This is a genomic window from Aminobacter sp. J44 (assembly GCF_007829415.1).
GTDB lineage: Bacteria > Pseudomonadota > Alphaproteobacteria > Rhizobiales > Rhizobiaceae > Aerobium.
On record NZ_VLJG01000023.1, the window covers coordinates 140,973 to 156,172 of the forward strand.

Annotated in this window: 19 protein-coding genes; 6 read left to right on the plus strand and 13 right to left on the minus strand. The window is 62.2% G+C overall.

Annotation, left to right across the window (positions count from 1 at the left end; genetic code table 11):
- Positions 1 to 97: 97 nt before the first annotated feature.
- From rseP to L610_RS10995, 9 genes are all read right to left on the minus strand, one after another.
- The gene (gene rseP, locus L610_RS10955; RefSeq protein ID WP_144705065.1) at positions 98 to 1,237 is read right to left on the minus strand and encodes an RIP metalloprotease RseP; all 1,140 of its coding nucleotides are present in this window, start codon (positions 1,235 to 1,237) and stop codon (positions 98 to 100) included.
- 97 nt (positions 1,238 to 1,334) lie between these two features.
- Positions 1,335 to 2,132: a phosphatidate cytidylyltransferase gene (locus L610_RS10960; protein ID WP_246658983.1), complete on the minus strand. Its 798-nt coding sequence runs from the start codon at positions 2,130 to 2,132 to the stop codon at positions 1,335 to 1,337.
- Positions 2,133 to 2,167: 35 nt separating this feature from the next.
- Positions 2,168 to 2,860 (minus strand): isoprenyl transferase, encoded by a 693-nt coding sequence (locus L610_RS10965; protein ID WP_246658987.1) that lies wholly within the window; start codon positions 2,858 to 2,860, stop codon positions 2,168 to 2,170.
- A 77-nt stretch (positions 2,861 to 2,937) separates the two neighbouring features.
- Complete coding sequence (frr, locus tag L610_RS10970; RefSeq protein ID WP_024846799.1) at positions 2,938 to 3,498, minus strand: ribosome recycling factor; 561 nt, start codon at positions 3,496 to 3,498, stop codon at positions 2,938 to 2,940.
- Between the two features lie 61 nt (positions 3,499 to 3,559).
- Positions 3,560 to 4,282 (minus strand): UMP kinase, encoded by a 723-nt coding sequence (gene pyrH / locus L610_RS10975; protein WP_144705072.1) that lies wholly within the window; start codon positions 4,280 to 4,282, stop codon positions 3,560 to 3,562.
- Positions 4,283 to 4,385: 103 nt separating this feature from the next.
- Positions 4,386 to 5,297, minus strand: coding sequence for a translation elongation factor Ts (tsf, locus tag L610_RS10980; protein WP_144705074.1), 912 nt, complete (start codon positions 5,295 to 5,297; stop codon positions 4,386 to 4,388).
- A 108-nt stretch (positions 5,298 to 5,405) separates the two neighbouring features.
- Complete coding sequence (gene rpsB / locus L610_RS10985) at positions 5,406 to 6,176, minus strand: 30S ribosomal protein S2 (RefSeq protein WP_144705076.1); 771 nt, start codon at positions 6,174 to 6,176, stop codon at positions 5,406 to 5,408.
- 156 nt (positions 6,177 to 6,332) lie between these two features.
- Complete coding sequence (locus tag L610_RS10990; protein ID WP_144705078.1) at positions 6,333 to 6,620, minus strand: DUF4031 domain-containing protein; 288 nt, start codon at positions 6,618 to 6,620, stop codon at positions 6,333 to 6,335.
- 9 nt (positions 6,621 to 6,629) lie between these two features.
- Positions 6,630 to 7,439 (minus strand): cell envelope integrity EipB family protein, encoded by an 810-nt coding sequence (locus tag L610_RS10995; protein ID WP_144705080.1) that lies wholly within the window; start codon positions 7,437 to 7,439, stop codon positions 6,630 to 6,632.
- A 120-nt stretch (positions 7,440 to 7,559) separates the two neighbouring features.
- On the opposite strand from L610_RS10995, the gene L610_RS11000 reads away from it, so the two are divergent.
- The 4 genes from L610_RS11000 (at position 7,560) to L610_RS11015 (ending at position 10,526) form a co-directional block, all read left to right on the plus strand.
- Positions 7,560 to 8,024 (plus strand): RidA family protein, encoded by a 465-nt coding sequence (locus L610_RS11000; RefSeq protein WP_024846793.1) that lies wholly within the window; start codon positions 7,560 to 7,562, stop codon positions 8,022 to 8,024.
- 29 nt (positions 8,025 to 8,053) lie between these two features.
- A complete protein-coding gene (locus L610_RS11005; protein WP_144705083.1) occupies positions 8,054 to 8,764 on the plus strand; it encodes a glycerophosphodiester phosphodiesterase in 711 nt (236 codons plus the stop codon).
- A gap of 110 nt (positions 8,765 to 8,874) precedes the next feature.
- On the plus strand, positions 8,875 to 10,026 hold the full coding sequence (locus L610_RS11010) for a GNAT family N-acetyltransferase (protein ID WP_246658984.1): 1,152 nt from the start codon (positions 8,875 to 8,877) through the stop codon (positions 10,024 to 10,026).
- 68 nt (positions 10,027 to 10,094) lie between these two features.
- Positions 10,095 to 10,526, plus strand: coding sequence for an HIT family protein (locus L610_RS11015; RefSeq protein WP_144705090.1), 432 nt, complete (start codon positions 10,095 to 10,097; stop codon positions 10,524 to 10,526).
- A gap of 3 nt (positions 10,527 to 10,529) precedes the next feature.
- On the opposite strand, the gene L610_RS11020 is transcribed toward L610_RS11015, so the two are convergent.
- From L610_RS11020 to mgtE, 4 genes are all read right to left on the minus strand, one after another.
- Positions 10,530 to 10,889: an AzlD domain-containing protein gene (locus tag L610_RS11020; RefSeq protein ID WP_144705093.1), complete on the minus strand. Its 360-nt coding sequence runs from the start codon at positions 10,887 to 10,889 to the stop codon at positions 10,530 to 10,532.
- Positions 10,889 to 11,632, minus strand: coding sequence for an AzlC family ABC transporter permease (locus L610_RS11025; RefSeq protein WP_144705112.1), 744 nt, complete (start codon positions 11,630 to 11,632; stop codon positions 10,889 to 10,891). The genes L610_RS11020 and L610_RS11025 overlap by 1 nt, the downstream gene beginning before the upstream one ends.
- Before the next feature lie 79 nt (positions 11,633 to 11,711).
- Entirely contained in the window at positions 11,712 to 12,098 is a 387-nt protein-coding gene (locus tag L610_RS11030) for a MerR family DNA-binding transcriptional regulator (RefSeq protein ID WP_024846787.1), read from the minus strand.
- A 77-nt stretch (positions 12,099 to 12,175) separates the two neighbouring features.
- Positions 12,176 to 13,546 carry a magnesium transporter gene (mgtE, locus tag L610_RS11035; RefSeq protein WP_144705114.1) on the minus strand — a complete coding sequence of 457 codons (1,371 nt, stop codon included), beginning with the start codon at positions 13,544 to 13,546 and terminating at the stop codon, positions 12,176 to 12,178.
- 304 nt (positions 13,547 to 13,850) lie between these two features.
- Here mgtE and L610_RS11040 point away from each other — a divergent pair, with 304 nt between their 5' ends.
- Positions 13,851 to 14,234, plus strand: a complete 384-nt coding sequence (locus L610_RS11040) for a VOC family protein (protein WP_144705096.1) — start codon at positions 13,851 to 13,853, stop codon at positions 14,232 to 14,234.
- 129 nt (positions 14,235 to 14,363) lie between these two features.
- The gene (locus L610_RS11045; protein ID WP_246658985.1) at positions 14,364 to 14,804 is read left to right on the plus strand and encodes a hypothetical protein; all 441 of its coding nucleotides are present in this window, start codon (positions 14,364 to 14,366) and stop codon (positions 14,802 to 14,804) included.
- Positions 14,805 to 15,200: the final 396 nt, after the last annotated feature.

The following is a 15,200-nucleotide window of genomic DNA, read 5'->3' on the forward strand; positions in this document are numbered from 1 at the left end:
ACTTAATCACCGGCCGTGGCATTAGCGTCACGGATAAGCCGCGCCATGGTAAATGCGCCGTCAATTTCGTTAGCAAGCCGATCATTTCGTTCATCTTTTAGCAACCAAACAGGTCGTTCCAGAACACGAACATCATGAAGCCGAGCACAACCAGCAGGCCCGCCCGGTAGAACATCTCCATCACGCGCTCAGACACCGGACGGCGCAAGGCGGCTTCCGCTGCGTAAAACGCCAGATGTCCGCCATCAAGAGGGGGAATCGGCAGGAGGTTGAGAATCCCAATTCCAACCGACAGCATCGCCACCAACTGAACCAGCCACTCGAAGCCGAGCGCAGCCGCCTTCCCTGCCATATCGGCAATTCTGACCGGTCCGCCGAGCTGGCAGCGGTCCTCCCGCCCCGTCACGAAGCGCTGGAAGAACTGGCCAGTACGGGCGATGATGTGGCCCGTCTCCTTCGTCGCCTCGACCAGCGCCTCGCCCAGCCCGTATTCGATGTGGCGCGGCTGGCCGAGTTCCTGATTGTTGACGACACCGATGACGCCGATGCGAATGGTGTTGCCGAGCGCGTCTTGCTGCTCAACCAGCTGAGGTGTCGCGGTCAGGGTCACCTCCTTCTCGCCACGCAACATGACGAAAGTGATGGTATCGCCGGCGCGCCCCGAAACCAGGCGCTGAACGTCGCCGAATGTCGTCACGCGCTTACCATCGACCGAAACGAAACGGTCACCCGGCTGAAAGCCCGCCTCTTCGGCAGCGCTGCCGGGGCGCACCTCGGCCACCATCGGCTCCGACACGTAGCGGCCATAGAGCGAGAACATCACCGCAAAGACGGCAATCGTCAGCAGGAAGTTGGCGAAGGGGCCGGCAAAGACAGTCGCAGCACGCTTCCAGACCGGCTGGAGATGGAACGCGCCCTTGCGCTCCTCCGGCGTCAGCACGCCCGTATCCTGCGTCGAGGGATCGCTGGTCACGCTCATGTCGCCGACGAATTTCACGTAGCCGCCGAGCGGAATGGCGGAAAGCTTCCAGCGGGTCCCCTTGCGATCGAAGAAGCCGAACAGCTCTGGGCCGAAGCCGATCGAGAACTCTCGCACGCCGATACCGCACCAGCGGCCGACGAGGTAGTGCCCCATTTCGTGCACGAAGACGACGACGGTCAGCACGAACAGGAAGGGAATCAGCGTCGTGAAGATGATGTTGTCGAGGCTGAAGAATGTGCCCAGGATGTCGTTCACTTCGGTTCTTGCCCGCTCTTGTTCCTTCGCCCAGATACAGGATCAATACGGGCAAATCCGTGTCCGAAGCTGACCATAGTGGACAGTTCCGCGGTGGTCACCGGGCGAACAGGAAATGAGCGGGGAAATCTGGTGACACGAATACCGCACCCAGGATGAACAGCGCGGCCGCTGCCGCTACCAACCCGTCGACGCGGTCCATCACCCCACCGTGGCCCGGAATGAGCTGGCTCGAGTCCTTTACCCCGTAGCGCCGCTTGATGGACGATTCGAACAGGTCGCCGATCTGCGAGATCGCGGACAGCACCAAGATGAGGACGAACAGCGCCACGATGTTCCAACTGGTGCCATAGGACCACGCGACGATGAGGCCCGCAACGACAGCACCCAGCGTGCCGCCGATGGCGCCGCTCCAGGTCTTGCCGGGCGATATGGAAGGCGCGAGCTTCGGGCCGCCGAACTTCCGGCCGACAAAATATGCGGCAATGTCGGTCGCCCATACGACCGCGAAGAGGAAGATCGTGACCGCAAGGCCGGACGAATCGTCGTTGCGCAGGGCAGCGAGCGAAATGGCGCTGATGCCGGCATAGATAACGCCGAGCGACGGCCAGAGGCCGGATTTCGTCGCCACGCCGTAGATCAGCACGACCAGGAAAACCGCCACGAGAACAATCAGCGTCGGCAAGATGGGATAACCGATGACGAGAAGCGCAAGAACGGGCAGGAACAGGAGCCCTAAGAGGACGCGGTGAACCACTTTCTCCTTCGGCAGCACCATGCTGGTCCACTCGTAGAGAATCGCCGCGCCGATGACGGCCGACAGCAGCCGATACCAGAAGCCGCCAGCCCAGGTCAGAGCAAGCACGACGATCGCAAGCACGATTGCCGACATCATGCGAAGCTGCAAATTGCTGTGACTGCCCGCCGCCGTCATAGGGCGACGTCCCGTGCCGGCGTCACGCCGCCAAACCGGCGCTCCCTCGCCTCAAAGCTCTTGATAGCTCCCAGCAACTCGGCCTTGCCGAAGTCGGGCCAGTAGCACGGCAGAAAGACCAGCTCGCTGTAGGCCCCCTGCCAGAGCAGGAAGTTCGACAGGCGCAGCTCGCCGCTGGTTCGGATGATGAGATCCGGATCCGGCACGAAGTGCGTGTCGAGGAATGTTGCGAAGCTCTCCTGGGTGATATCTTCCGGACGGATCGAGCCGGCGGCAACCGCCTCGGCAATCGAACGCGTCGCCCGGACGATCTCGTCGCGGCTGCCATAGTTGAAGGCAATCACCAGGTTGAGCGACGTATTGTCAGCGGTCAGGCTCTCGGCCTCCTCAATGAGGAGACGAATGTCTTTGGCGAGCCCTTCGCGGGCACCGATCATCCGAACACGGACACCAGCCTTGTGCAGCTCCGCGAGATCGCGGCGGATGAAGGTCTTCAGCAGGCCGAGGAGATCGCTGATCTCCGACTGCGGCCGCGACCAGTTTTCGGAGGAAAATGCGTAGACGGTAAGCCACGGAATCCCGAGGTCGCCTGCGGTCCGCACGGTCTGGCGCAGCGCCTCGACGCCGGCCCTGTGCCCCGCAATGCGCGGCAGGCCGCGAGCTTTCGCCCACCGGCCGTTGCCGTCCATGATGATCGCGATGTGCTCGGGTTTCAAATCCCGGTTCCTTTCCCCCGAGAAGCAGACCAGGCGTCAGGCCGCGAGGCCTAGACCTGCATGATCTCTGCTTCCTTCTCGGCGAGCAGCTTATCGATCAGTGCGATCGTGTCATCCGTAATCTTTTGGATACGGTCCGACTGAACGCGGGCATCATCCTGACTGATGACACCATCCTTCTCCGCCTTCTTCGAGGCGTCGATGCCGTCGCGGCGTACGTGGCGAGCGGCGACACGCGCGTTCTCAGCGTACTGATGAGCGATCTTCACGAGCTCCTTGCGGCGCTGCTCGTTGAGCTCCGGCAGAGGAATGCGCAGGGTCGTGCCGTCAACAATCGGGTTGAAGCCGAGGTTCGACTCGCGGATGGCGCGATCGACCGCACCCACCAGCTGCTTGTCCCAGACGGATACCGAGATCATTCGCGGCTCCGGAACGCTGACCGTACCCACCTGGGAGATCGGCATGGTCGAGCCGTAGGCCTGAACCTGGATCGGATCGAGCAGGTTTGCCGAGGCGCGCCCAGTGCGCAGCGAGGCAAGGTCATGCTTGAAAGCGTTGACGGCGCCGTCCATGCGACGCTGAATGTCGTTGAAATCGACTCCGTTGGTCATCGGTAATCCTCCGCTGCCTTATAGTCGGCGCTGATTGTGGGAAATCTAGGAGCTGGCTTCGTCACGTGTCGCTGACGACCGTACAACGGCCTTCGCCACGCAGGACCGCGCCGAGCCCGCCCTTTTCATGAATCGAGTAGACGATTATCGGAATGTTGTTCTCACGCGCAAGCGCAATCGCCGCCGTATCCATGACCGCAAGGCCCTCGCGGATGACCTGCTCGTGCGTGATTTTGTCGTACCGCGTCGCGTTCGGGTCCTTCTTGGGATCGGCCGAGTAGACGCCATCAACCTGGGTGCCCTTGAACAGCGCGTCAGCGCCGATTTCTGCAGCTCGCAGGGCCGCGGCGGAGTCGGTCGTGAAGAACGGGTTGCCGGTACCGCCTGCAAAGATGACGACCTTGCCCGCATTCATGTAGGCGGTCGCCTGGCGCTGCGAAAAGCTCTCGCAGAGCTCAGGCATGGCGATGGCGGAAAGCACGACCGCGTCGACGCCGGCCTTGATGAGCGAGGTGCGCAGGGCGAGCGAATTGATAACCGTCGCCAGCATGCCCATGTGGTCGCCCGTCACGCGGTCACCGCCCTTCGAGGCAACCGCCACGCCCCGGAAGATGTTGCCACCGCCGATGACGACGCCCACCTCGACGCCCATCTCGCGGGCTTCCTTGATGTCGGCGGCAATACGATCTGCCACCTCGACATCGATGCCAAATCCCTGATTGCCCATGAGGGCCTCGCCCGAAGCCTTCAGAAGGACGCGACGATATTTTGGCGTGTTCGGCATGGGCTCCCTCGGCAAATTCATGAATGCGGTGCCCCGATACACGAAGGGCGCCGCGATGTCACGCGGCGCCCTGTCGTTACCAGTGAATGGCTGGGAAGAACGATTAGCTCTTGACCGCAGCTGCAACCTCGGCAGCGAAGTCGGTCTCTTCCTTCTCGATGCCCTCGCCGAGAGCGAAGCGGACGAAGCCGGTGATCTTCGCCGGAGCGCCGATTTCCTTCTCGGCTTCCTTCAGGGCCTGCTCGACGGTAACGTCCGGGTTCATGACGAAAGCCTGCTTCAGCAGCACGACTTCCTCGTAGAACTTGCGCATGCGGCCTTCGACCATCTTCTCGATGATGTTCTCCGGCTTGCCGGACTCGCGAGCCTGGGTCGAGAAGATTTCCTTCTCGCGGGCAACGGCGGCCGGATCGACCTCTTCAGCGGTCAGAGCGAGCGGGCTGGTAGCAGCAACGTGCATCGCGACCTGACGGCCGAAAGCTCGGGCAGCGTCAGCATTGCCCGAAGTCTCGATAGCAACGAGAACGCCGAGCTTGCCGAGGCCGTCAGAAACCGCGTTGTGGATATAGGTCGCGACCGTGCCGGTCAGCTTGGCCGAGCGGCGCAGGTTCATGTTCTCGCCGATGGTGCCGATGGCGTCCTTGATGGTGTCGGCAACCGACTTGCCGTCTGCATAGCCAGCAGCGGCAACAGCCTCGACCGAACCGTCGGTGCCGAGAGCAACCGTGGCGATCTTGCGAACCATGTCCTGGAAGGCGTCGTTGCGGGCAACGAAGTCGGTCTCGGAGTTCACCTCGACGACGACGGCGCCGTTGTCGTCGGCAGCGACGGCAACCAGGCCCTCAGCAGCGGTACGGCCGGCCTTCTTGTCGGCCTTGGCAATGCCCTTGGCGCGCAGCCAGTCGACAGCGGCCTCGAGGTCGCCGTTGGTCTCGGCCAGCGCAGCCTTGCAGTCCATCATGCCCGCGCCGGTCATCTCGCGCAGTTGTTTGACCTGTGCAGCAGAAATGCTCATTGTCGCCTCTTCAAATCCGGTATTTTCAAAAGAGCGCGGCGCACCATGGATTTCCAGGTGCGCCTGCCCGAAGTTCAAGTCTGCAGCCGCACGAAGCGGCCAACGGGATTACGCGTCGTTGCCGTCTGCTTCGAGCGTCGGCTCAACCGGAGCTTCTTCCGAAGCGCCGAGGTCCATGCCCAGAGCACCCTGCTGACGAGCGATACCGTCGATCGCAGCGCGGGAAACCAGGTCGCAGTAGAGCTGGATAGCGCGTGCGGCGTCGTCGTTGCCCGGGATCGGGTAGTCGACCTTGTCCGGATCGCAGTTCGAGTCGACGATCGCGACGACCGGGATGCCAAGGCGCTTGGCTTCCTGGATGGCGATAGCTTCCTTGTTGGTGTCGATCACGAACATCAGGTCCGGGGTCGAGCCCATGTCCTTGATACCGCCGAGAGCCTTGCTCAGCTTCTCACGCTCGCGCTCGAGGTTCAGGCGCTCCTTCTTGGTGAAGCCGAGGGCTTCGCCAGCCAGCAGCTCGTCGAGCTTGCGCAGGCGCTGGATCGAGTTCGAGATCGTCTTCCAGTTGGTCAGCATGCCGCCGAGCCAACGCGAGTTGACGTAGTACTGAGCCGAACGGGCAGCAGACTCAGCAACGATGTCCGAAGCCTGACGCTTGGTGCCGACGAACAGGACGCGACCGCCGCGAGCAACGGTATCCGAAACGACCTTGAGAGCCTGGTGCAGCAGCGGCACGGTCTGCGAAAGGTCGATGATGTGGATGTTGTTGCGAGCGCCGAAGATGTACGGAGCCATCTTCGGGTTCCAGCGGTGGGTCTGGTGGCCGAAGTGAACACCAGCTTCCAGGAGCTGGCGCATGCTGAAATCAGGCAGTGCCATTTTCTTTTTCCTTTCCGGTTAGCCTCCACGGACATGACGAGAAGCGGAGCYCCCCGCCACCGGCGGTCGCAGCCGGATTTCTCCCGGATGAAACCAAGTCCGCGTGTGGAATGGTCGCGCATATATAGGCGACGAAGAGAAAAGGCAACCGTCCGGCTAAACAAGCTGACGGCGTTGTTTTTCGCCCGGCCGCCTCACCCCGCGGTACACCGCAAGAATTTCTGCCCGGCTTACCGCCAGCGCGCCCATGCGGATGGCGCGGTCCCGCTCAAATCCCGTGATGTCGTAGTGAGGCGCTGCCGTCTTCGGCGGCCCCTGATAGGAGGAGCGATGCACGCCGAGCCGTGCCGCGAAGCGATGCAGCTCCTCTTCCGAATCGGCCATCAGGTGGCACCACTTGCGACCGGCAAAGTTCCAGATCGCATCATCGACGTAGACAGCCATGGGCAGCCGTTACTGGGCGCAGTCCTTTGCCGGCTCGAACAGGGCGAGATCGACCAGCGTGCCGGTCATGGAGAAGTCGCCGTAGTCCATGACGAGGTCGCGGGTAATGCCGCTCTCGTGCAGCTTGAAGCTGATCCGGTAGGTAGGGATCTCCTCGCCCTGATCTCCCTTGAGATCGAAATAGGCGATGTCGACTGGCCAGAACTCATCATCGGCGAGCGTCTTGATCGCCTTACGTTCCGGATCATTCGCAGCTGGCGTTGAACCCTTGCCGATAATGACAGTGGTCGTCATGATCCGGTCGGCATCTTCCGAACCGTCAAACAGCGTCGTCTCGTAGAAGGTCTCGCCCTTGCGGGCGTTGTCGAGCAATTCGAGGAGATGCTGCGTCGGGAACTGAGTCTTCTCGAGCGCAAATTCCTGCTTCTCCGGCTTTTCGAGCGACACGACCGTCTCGCTGCCTTCGGTCTTGGCGGAGCCCCTCACTTCCTTGTCCATCACCGAGTCGACGAAGGAGCGCGTGACGAAGTTGAAGGTCTTGCCGTCACCGTCTTCGAAGGTGGTCGTCTGCTGGTCGGTGATACGCGTGATGTCGGGGGTGTCGATCTGCGTCACGAAGCGGAACTTTACCGTATAGGCGTCACACTCCGAGCCGTTGAACTCATAGACCATGCGGCCGACGATTCCAGTGATGCCGGAACGATCCGAGGCATTCTCGAGGGCAAGGTCGTAGACCGCGCGGTGGGGTAAAAGCGGACCTGCCTGAGCAGGGAGCGCAGCGGACAGGACGAACGGCAAGGCAAGGCACGCGGCGCGCATGTGTAATCTCCCCGACGCGGCGATGCCGCAAACTGGTATTTAACAGAAAGGCTATTCGTGGCAGAAGCGGGGCATCACAGCGCCTGACCCGCGCCTGCGCGCAAGCATAGGGAAGAGAGCATGAGCGACACAATCCAAAAACGGCTGGCCGATCTTGGCGTCACCATTCCTGCTGCAGCTGCCCCTGCCGCCAATTATGTCCCGTTTGCACAGAGCGGCAACCTGCTTCTCACGGCCGGTCAGCTGCCGCTGGTCGACGGCAAGCTGATTTCGACCGGCCTTCTCGGCCGTGACGTCGACACCGAGGCCGGCAAGGCTGCGGCGCGCGCCTGCGCGATCAACATCCTCGCCCAGATCCAGGCTGCCACGGGCGATCTCGAAAAGATCGCGCGCCTCGTGAAGATCACCGTGTTCGTCGCCTCGTCGCCTGACTTTACCGAGCAGCACCTTGTCGCCAACGGTGCTTCCGATTTCCTGGCCGAGGTGCTCGGCGAGCGGGGCAAGCATGCCCGTTCGGCTGTTGGCGTTGCGGTCCTTCCGCTCAACGCCCCGGTCGAGATCGAGGCGATCGTCGAGCTCAAGTAACAGTACCCCGCCCAGACGGACATCAGGACATGACCGACATCTCGTGGCTGACGCAGAGGCCGATTGCCCATCGCGGCTATCATGACATGAACAAGACCCGCTGGGAGAACACCCTCTCGGCGGCGCGCGCAGCAATCGAGCGCAATTATGCGATCGAGTGCGACGTCCACCTCTCGTCCGACGGGGTGCCGGTCGTGTTCCACGACTCGGAACTCGAGCGCCTGACCGGCCAGAAGGGCTTCATCTACGAAAAGACGGCTGCCGAGATGGCGGCGATGAAGATCGGTGGCACCAACGACCATGCGCCGACGCTGCGCGAGCTACTCGATGTCATCGACGGCCGCGTGCCGCTGGTGATCGAGCTCAAGGGCATCGAGGGCAAGGACAACGGCCTCGTGAAGGCCGTGGCTTCCGTCCTCTCCGGCTACAAGGGCCAGGCGGCGATCATGTCGTTCGACCACTGGCTGGTCCGCCGCTTCGCCGAAGACGCGCCTGGCATTCCGGGCGGCCTGACGGCCGAGGGCAAGGGCATCCGCGACCTCGAACTCCACTTCTCGATGCTGGCGCATCCGATCTCGTTCGTCTCGTTCAGCGTCTCCGATCTGCCCAACCCGTTCATCTGCTTCGTGCGTGAAAAGCTTGCCATGCCGGTCATCACCTGGACGGTTCGGGACCAGCAGGCGCGCGACACGACCGCCAGGTACGCGGATCAGGTCACCTTCGAGGGTTACGAGGCCTAGGCCGCACTTGCATCGCTCCTTGAGGCGCGTATCTATGCGTTATGGCCACGAGCGAGCGCAGTGTTTCAGAAGGAAGTGCCGGCGACTTCGTCCTGCGTGCGGTCACGGGGATGCACGACTTCCGGCCGGAAGAGTGGAATCTACTCTCCGGCACTTCTTCTACCAGTGCAATTTCGCTCTATAACCCGTTCATTTCGTATGACTTTCTGAGAGTTGTCGAAGAAAGCGGTTGCGCGACGGCACGAACTGGCTGGGCCCCTCGGCACCTGCGGCTCGAAGCGCCTGACGGAACGCTAGTGGGGGGAGTGCCCTGCTATGCCAAGAGCCACAGCCAGGGCGAGTACGTCTTCGACCACGGCTGGGCCGATGCCTTCGAGCGTGCCGGCGGCAACTATTATCCGAAGCTGCAGGTATCTGTTCCCTTCACCCCGGCAACCGGCCCTCGCCTGCTGGTCCGCGAGGGGTTCGACGGAAATGCTGTTCGGGCCGCGCTCGCCAACGGCCTCAAGGCGCTGAACGACACGCTCGGCACCTCGTCGGTCCACGTCACCTTCGCCCAGGGCGACGACATCGACGCGCTTACTGAGGCAGGCTTCCTCCATCGCATCGACCAGCAGTTTCACTTCTTCAACGAAGGGTTCGATTGCTACGATGATTTCCTCGCCACACTTGCTTCTCGCAAGCGCAAGGCGCTGAAGCGCGAGCGCCGCGAGGCAGTGAGTTCCGGCATTACCATCGAGTGGCTTACGGGGAGCGACCTCACCGAAGCGGTGTGGGACGATTTCTTCGCCTTCTACATGGACACCGGCAGCCGCAAGTGGGGCCGGCCTTACCTAAACCGGCAGTTCTTCTCGCTGATCGGCGAGCGGATGGCGGACGACATCCTGCTCGTCATGGCCCGCCGCAATGGCCGCTACATTGCCGGCGCCATCAACTTCATTGGCTCGGACACACTGTACGGCCGCAACTGGGGCTGCATCGAGGACCATCCATTCCTACACTTCGAGGTCTGCTACCATCAGGCGATCGAGTTCGCGATTTCGCGAAAACTGCGCGTCGTGGAGGCCGGCGCGCAGGGCCAACACAAACTCGCGCGCGGCTACCGGCCGGTGACGACCCATTCGGCGCACTACATCGCCCATCCCGGCTTCCGCCGCGCGGTCGCGGACTATCTCGAGCAGGAACGGCGAGAGGTGGAACAGGTGGGCGAGTGGCTGGAGGACGCAACGCCGTTCCGCAAGGACCCGGAAGCCGCATCCTGACAGTTGACCGGGCGCGCCAATATCCTATTCCCCTGATAACAGACCAACTGAGCGAACCAGAGGCTTCGATGACGACACCTGCCTACGATCCGACCAACGTCTTTGCCAAGATCCTGCGCGGCGAACTACCCTCCCACAAGGTTTACGAGGACGACGACACCGTTGCCATCATGGACATCATGCCGCGCGGCGACGGCCACTGCCTCGTGCTGCCGAAGCAGCCCGCCCGCAGCATACTTGACGTCGAGGAAGCCAGCCTCGCCGCCGTTGCGAGGACCACACAGAAGCTCGCGCGTGCCGTCAAAAAGGCATTCTCTGCTGATGGCGTGACGGTCCAGCAGTTCAACGAGAGCGCCGGCGGTCAGGTGGTGTTCCACCTTCATGTTCACGTCATTCCGCGCTTTGAGGGCGTCGCGCTGAAGCCACACACCGGACAGATGGAAGACCAGGGCGTGCTGGCGGCAAATGCCGAGAAGATCCGCGCGGCGCTCGCCGAGTAACGGCTAGGCTTCGAAGCCGATCAGGTAGAGGCCGCCGATCAGCACGGCCTCCGCCACCATGATCCCCACGATCACCAGTTTGCCGAATCTCAGGTAAGCAGCAAAACCCACCAGCACCGAGACAAGCCGCAACAAGAGCGGCGCGGCAGCCAGAGCTCCCGAGGGAAACACGATAAGGTTGCCGATGACGGCGGCCACCAGTGCCGTTGCCAGAGCGCGCACGAAGACGAGCGCCTCCGAATCGTCCCTGATCCGCCCGCCGAGATAGACGCCGAGAAAGCGCCAGATGTCGGTCGCAAGCGAGCCGGCGATCAGGATGAACAGGTAGGGCCACCACCAGTTTTCGAATGCGGTGAAGGTCATCAGGCGCCCTGCCCCTTGCGCAACCTGTACAGGACGTAGGCGCCGATTCCGCCGATGAACCCGGCAGCCATCAGGTCGCCCCCCGGCATGCAAACATGGAAGACGGGTCCAAGTACGATCCCGAAGGTCATTGCGTAGTGGCTCGCAGCTTCGCGCGCCGATCCCCAGAGCGAGGTCAGGAAATAGATCGGCGTCAAAAGCAGCAACGCGGCTGACAGGATCGGCGGCAAGCTGCCGGCGACGGCATAGACCAACGCGACGACCACCATGTTGCCAAGGACAAGCGATCCGCCAAGGCCCGCGTACCAGGAGGTGCGCATCTCGCGCGGGACCTCGCGCACCTTTTCCATCGCGATGACCCAAGAAGTCACGGCGACGAAGTGCGACAACAGGTAGAGCACGATTGGCCGGCCGCCCTCGCTGCGCAGTTCTGGCATCAGAGCCACAACCATTGGGGTCAGGCGCACCGACGAAAGGCTGACGGCAAGCGCCGCCGCAGGCAGCGACGCGCCCGACATGATGGCACCGATCAGCACCACCTTGGCAGGCAGCGCCCAGACGAGGCCGGTCATGAACACGGCCTGCGGCAGGGTGATGCCCGCCTCGCGGGCGAGGCCCGCAAAGCCGACAAACGCGCTGATGAGGATAAGGCCGGGAATCGATACCGCCGACGCCACGCCCCGGAAGAACCAGCGGGTGCGCGTCGAGTGCTTGTCCGGAGAGGCGGAGGCGGCGGGTTTCATCAATCGGCAGATAGCATGGCGCGGCGGTACCTGCGATACCTCAACCCTTGTGCCAGATTTATGAGGACTGCCTGCCCGGTCAGGTGGTCACGCCCAGCTCGACCAAGCGCTCGACGCAGCTTTCCTCCGCGTTGTCGAGCTCTGCGAGAGTCTCCTCAAGGTCTCGCCGCTTCTGGCGCAGTTCCTCGCGCTTTTCCTCGATCTTGCGGATCATCAGCTTGAGCTGACCCACCTCGCCCGGTGGCTCCTTGTACATCTGGATAATCTCGCGGATCTCCGCGATCGAGAATCCGAGGCGCTTCCCGCGAAGGATCTGACGAATCAGATGACGGTCGGAGGGACGAAACAGGCGGGTCCGTCCGCGTCTGATCGGCGAAATGAGTCCCTCGTCCTCATAGAAGCGAAGGGTCCGCGTCGACACGTCGAATTCGCGTGTCAGCTCGGTGATGGTGTAATATTCACGCATTTCGCTTGTCCTGCCGCTCGCTCATGTTTGCCACGGCACTTACGTAAAAGTCAAACTCCCCTCTTGGAGGAGTGCACCTAGAGGAGACCGAACCACCAGGTCGCAAGGCCGAGGAAGGCGAAGAAGCCGACGACGTCAGTAATGGTGGTCACGAAAACAGCCGACGAAACAGCAGGGTCCGCTCCCGCCTTGTCGAGCAACAGAGGCACGAGAATGCCGGCCAGCGCGGCGACCAGAAGGTTGATCACCATCGCAACGGCGATGATGCCGCCAAGGTTGAGATCAGAGAACCAGAAGCCGGCGACAATACCGATCAGCGTTGCGAAGAGGATGCCGTTGATTAGCCCCACCCCGATCTCGCGGCGGATGATTCGGCCGGCGTTGTAAATGTCGAGGTCCTTGGTGGCGAGCGCACGCACCGTGACCGTCATGGTCTGCGAACCGGCATTGCCGCCCATGCCAGCCACGATCGGCATCAGTACCGCGAGCGCCACGATCTGCTGGATCGTTCCATCGAACAGGCCGATAACGGATGCCGCCAGAAAGGCCATGACGAGATTAACCATCAGCCAGGGAATGCGTGAGCGCGAGGTCGCCAGTACCGAGTCCGACAGCTCTTCATCGCCGACGCCGCCGAGGCGCATCAGGTCTTCCTCGGCCTCTTCCTGGATGACGTCGACGACGTCATCGATGGTCAGTACGCCGACGAGGCGGTCGTTCTCGTCGACGACGGCGGCCGAGAGAAGATCGTACTGCTCGAATTCGTGCGCCGCCTCTTCCTGGTCCATGGTGGCCGGGATGGCATGGCGCGTCTCGTGCATGATCTCCTCGATCTTCACCGCGCGCTTGGTGCGCAGGATGCGATCGAGATCGACTGTCCCGAGCAGGCGGAAGGTCGGGTCGATGACAAAAATCTGGCTGAACGATTCCGGCAGATTGCTGTCCTCGCGCATGTAGTCGATCGTCTGGCCGACCGTCCAGAACGGCGGCACGGCGACAAATTCGGTCTGCATGCGGCGGCCGGCCGAATCTTCCGGATAGTCCAGCGACCGGCGCAGCCTGATCCGTTCGGTGAACGGCAGCTGCGCGAGAATCTCGTCCTGGTCTTCCTGGTCGAGGTCCTCAAGGATGTAGACCGCGTCGTCCGAATCCAGTTCCTGGACGGCCTGGGCGATCTGCTCGTTCGGCAGGTTCTCGACGATGTCGAGACGAATGGCCTCGTCGACCTCGGTCAGCGCCGAGAAGTCGAAGTCCGCGCCCATGAGCTCGACGAGCGCGAGGCGCTGGTCTGGCGAAAGCGTCTCGAGAAGGTCGCCGACCTCCGACTGGTGAAGCTCGCCGACGTTCTGTTTGAGCGTCTCGGTGTCGCCCTCGGCGATTGCCGTCGTCACCCGGTTGAGGAATTCGGGCCGCAGCACGCCGGAGTCGTCGTAGATCCCGCCCTCCATGACGGAATCGCGGACTTCGAATTCAGGAGGCCGGTCTTGCGGATTTTCCAAAAGCGCCTCCCGCCTTTCAGTTCGTGACTATGCCGTTTAACCCGGAGCGGAGCCGTGCGGAACCCATCTGCCTTATCTCTCCAAAGGTTAGCAAGATGATGTTGCAGGCCAGCCACGAGCAACGCGCCGGCTCCCGCGAGGTTTCAGTTCACATGATCGGGAAGCACCGCGCGGCTGCTCCGGTTTGCCTTGGCTGCTCTCCGGAATCAGTCTAGCTCCTTTTCCGCAACACACTCACTGAGGAGGGGCATGAATGTTCAGCCACATCGTGGTCGGCGCGAACGATATTGAGGCTTCTAAGGCCTTTTATGACGCAATTTTCCTTGCCGCCGGCGGCGAGGCCGGACAGATCGATCCGAAGGGCCGTGTCGTCTATTCCAAAGACGGCATGCGCTTCCTGGTGACCAAGCCGATCAACGGCGAGCCGGCTACCCACGCCAATGGCGGCMCCATCGGCTTCAAGATGGCGAGCCCGGAACTGGTCGAAGCCTGGCACGCGGCGGGCGTCGCCAACGGCGGCACCACCTGCGAAAACCCTCCCGGCGTGCGCCAGGTCGGGCCGCGCAAGCTCTTTCTCGCCTATCTGCGCGATCCAATCGGCAACAAGCTCTGCGCCGGCGCGCCGGCGGCGGACTAAGGATTTTACTGGCGGCGGGCTTCGGCCCGCCGTTTTGCTTTTTGCCGTTCTTCGCGGTGCCGGGGCGCGACTCGCCCTTTGCCGCTGGTTATAAAGAACCGGGGAATGCAGCGAGCGGGAGGATGATCGATGCCGCCTGGCATGGTGAGGAAATTCATTCGAGGTACGGTCACAGGACTGGTTGCGTTGGCCGCCCTGCCCGCCACGTCCGGGGCACAATCCATCATCCAGTCCGCTCCGAGGGGCGATGTGCTGATCGAGCAATACATCGCCGAAATCGGCCCGCGCGATCTGGTCAACTCGAGTGGCGCCCGGCTCAGCCAGCCATGGCAGGTACTGCGCCAGGACCGCGCCAACTATCACCGGTTTCGGATCCGCGATCGGCTGGATGAGGGCGACAGCTTCTTTCACGACGCCAACAACCGCGCTGCCTTCGAAAGCATGCTGCGATCTGGCTCAATTTCGCGTCAGGCCGCGCGCGATGTGATGCGTGGCGGCGCCGTCGTTCTGGTCGAGATTTATGGGCGCGGCGGCGTCGGGCGCTCGGTTGTGGTCACAGTCGCGCGATAGCCGCCGCCAACCACCGAGTGCTCACCAGCCAAATAATATCAATGGCTACCTACCGTCCGCGGCTCCCGCCTGAAATAGGTCTTCCGGAACGCCGCTAAAATCGGCAGCTCCAGAAAGCGGAAGCTTAGATGTGCAACAATTCCGACCGTGAATACTGCAACAATCCAGAACACCAGGGCGCCTAAGACACCATGATTGAAACCAGTCGTTGCCGCAAACCAAATGCGACCCACAAAAGAAAGCACTAGAGCATCTTTTATGAACACAGAGTCGGTTTGAGGATTCACGGGATCAGTTTAGTCTGATTCACTGCTCTTGGTGATTTGCCAGGAGGGTGGTGATGACGAGGAGCTTGAGCGGGGACCTTCGCGGTCGAGTTATTGCGGCGATTGAAGA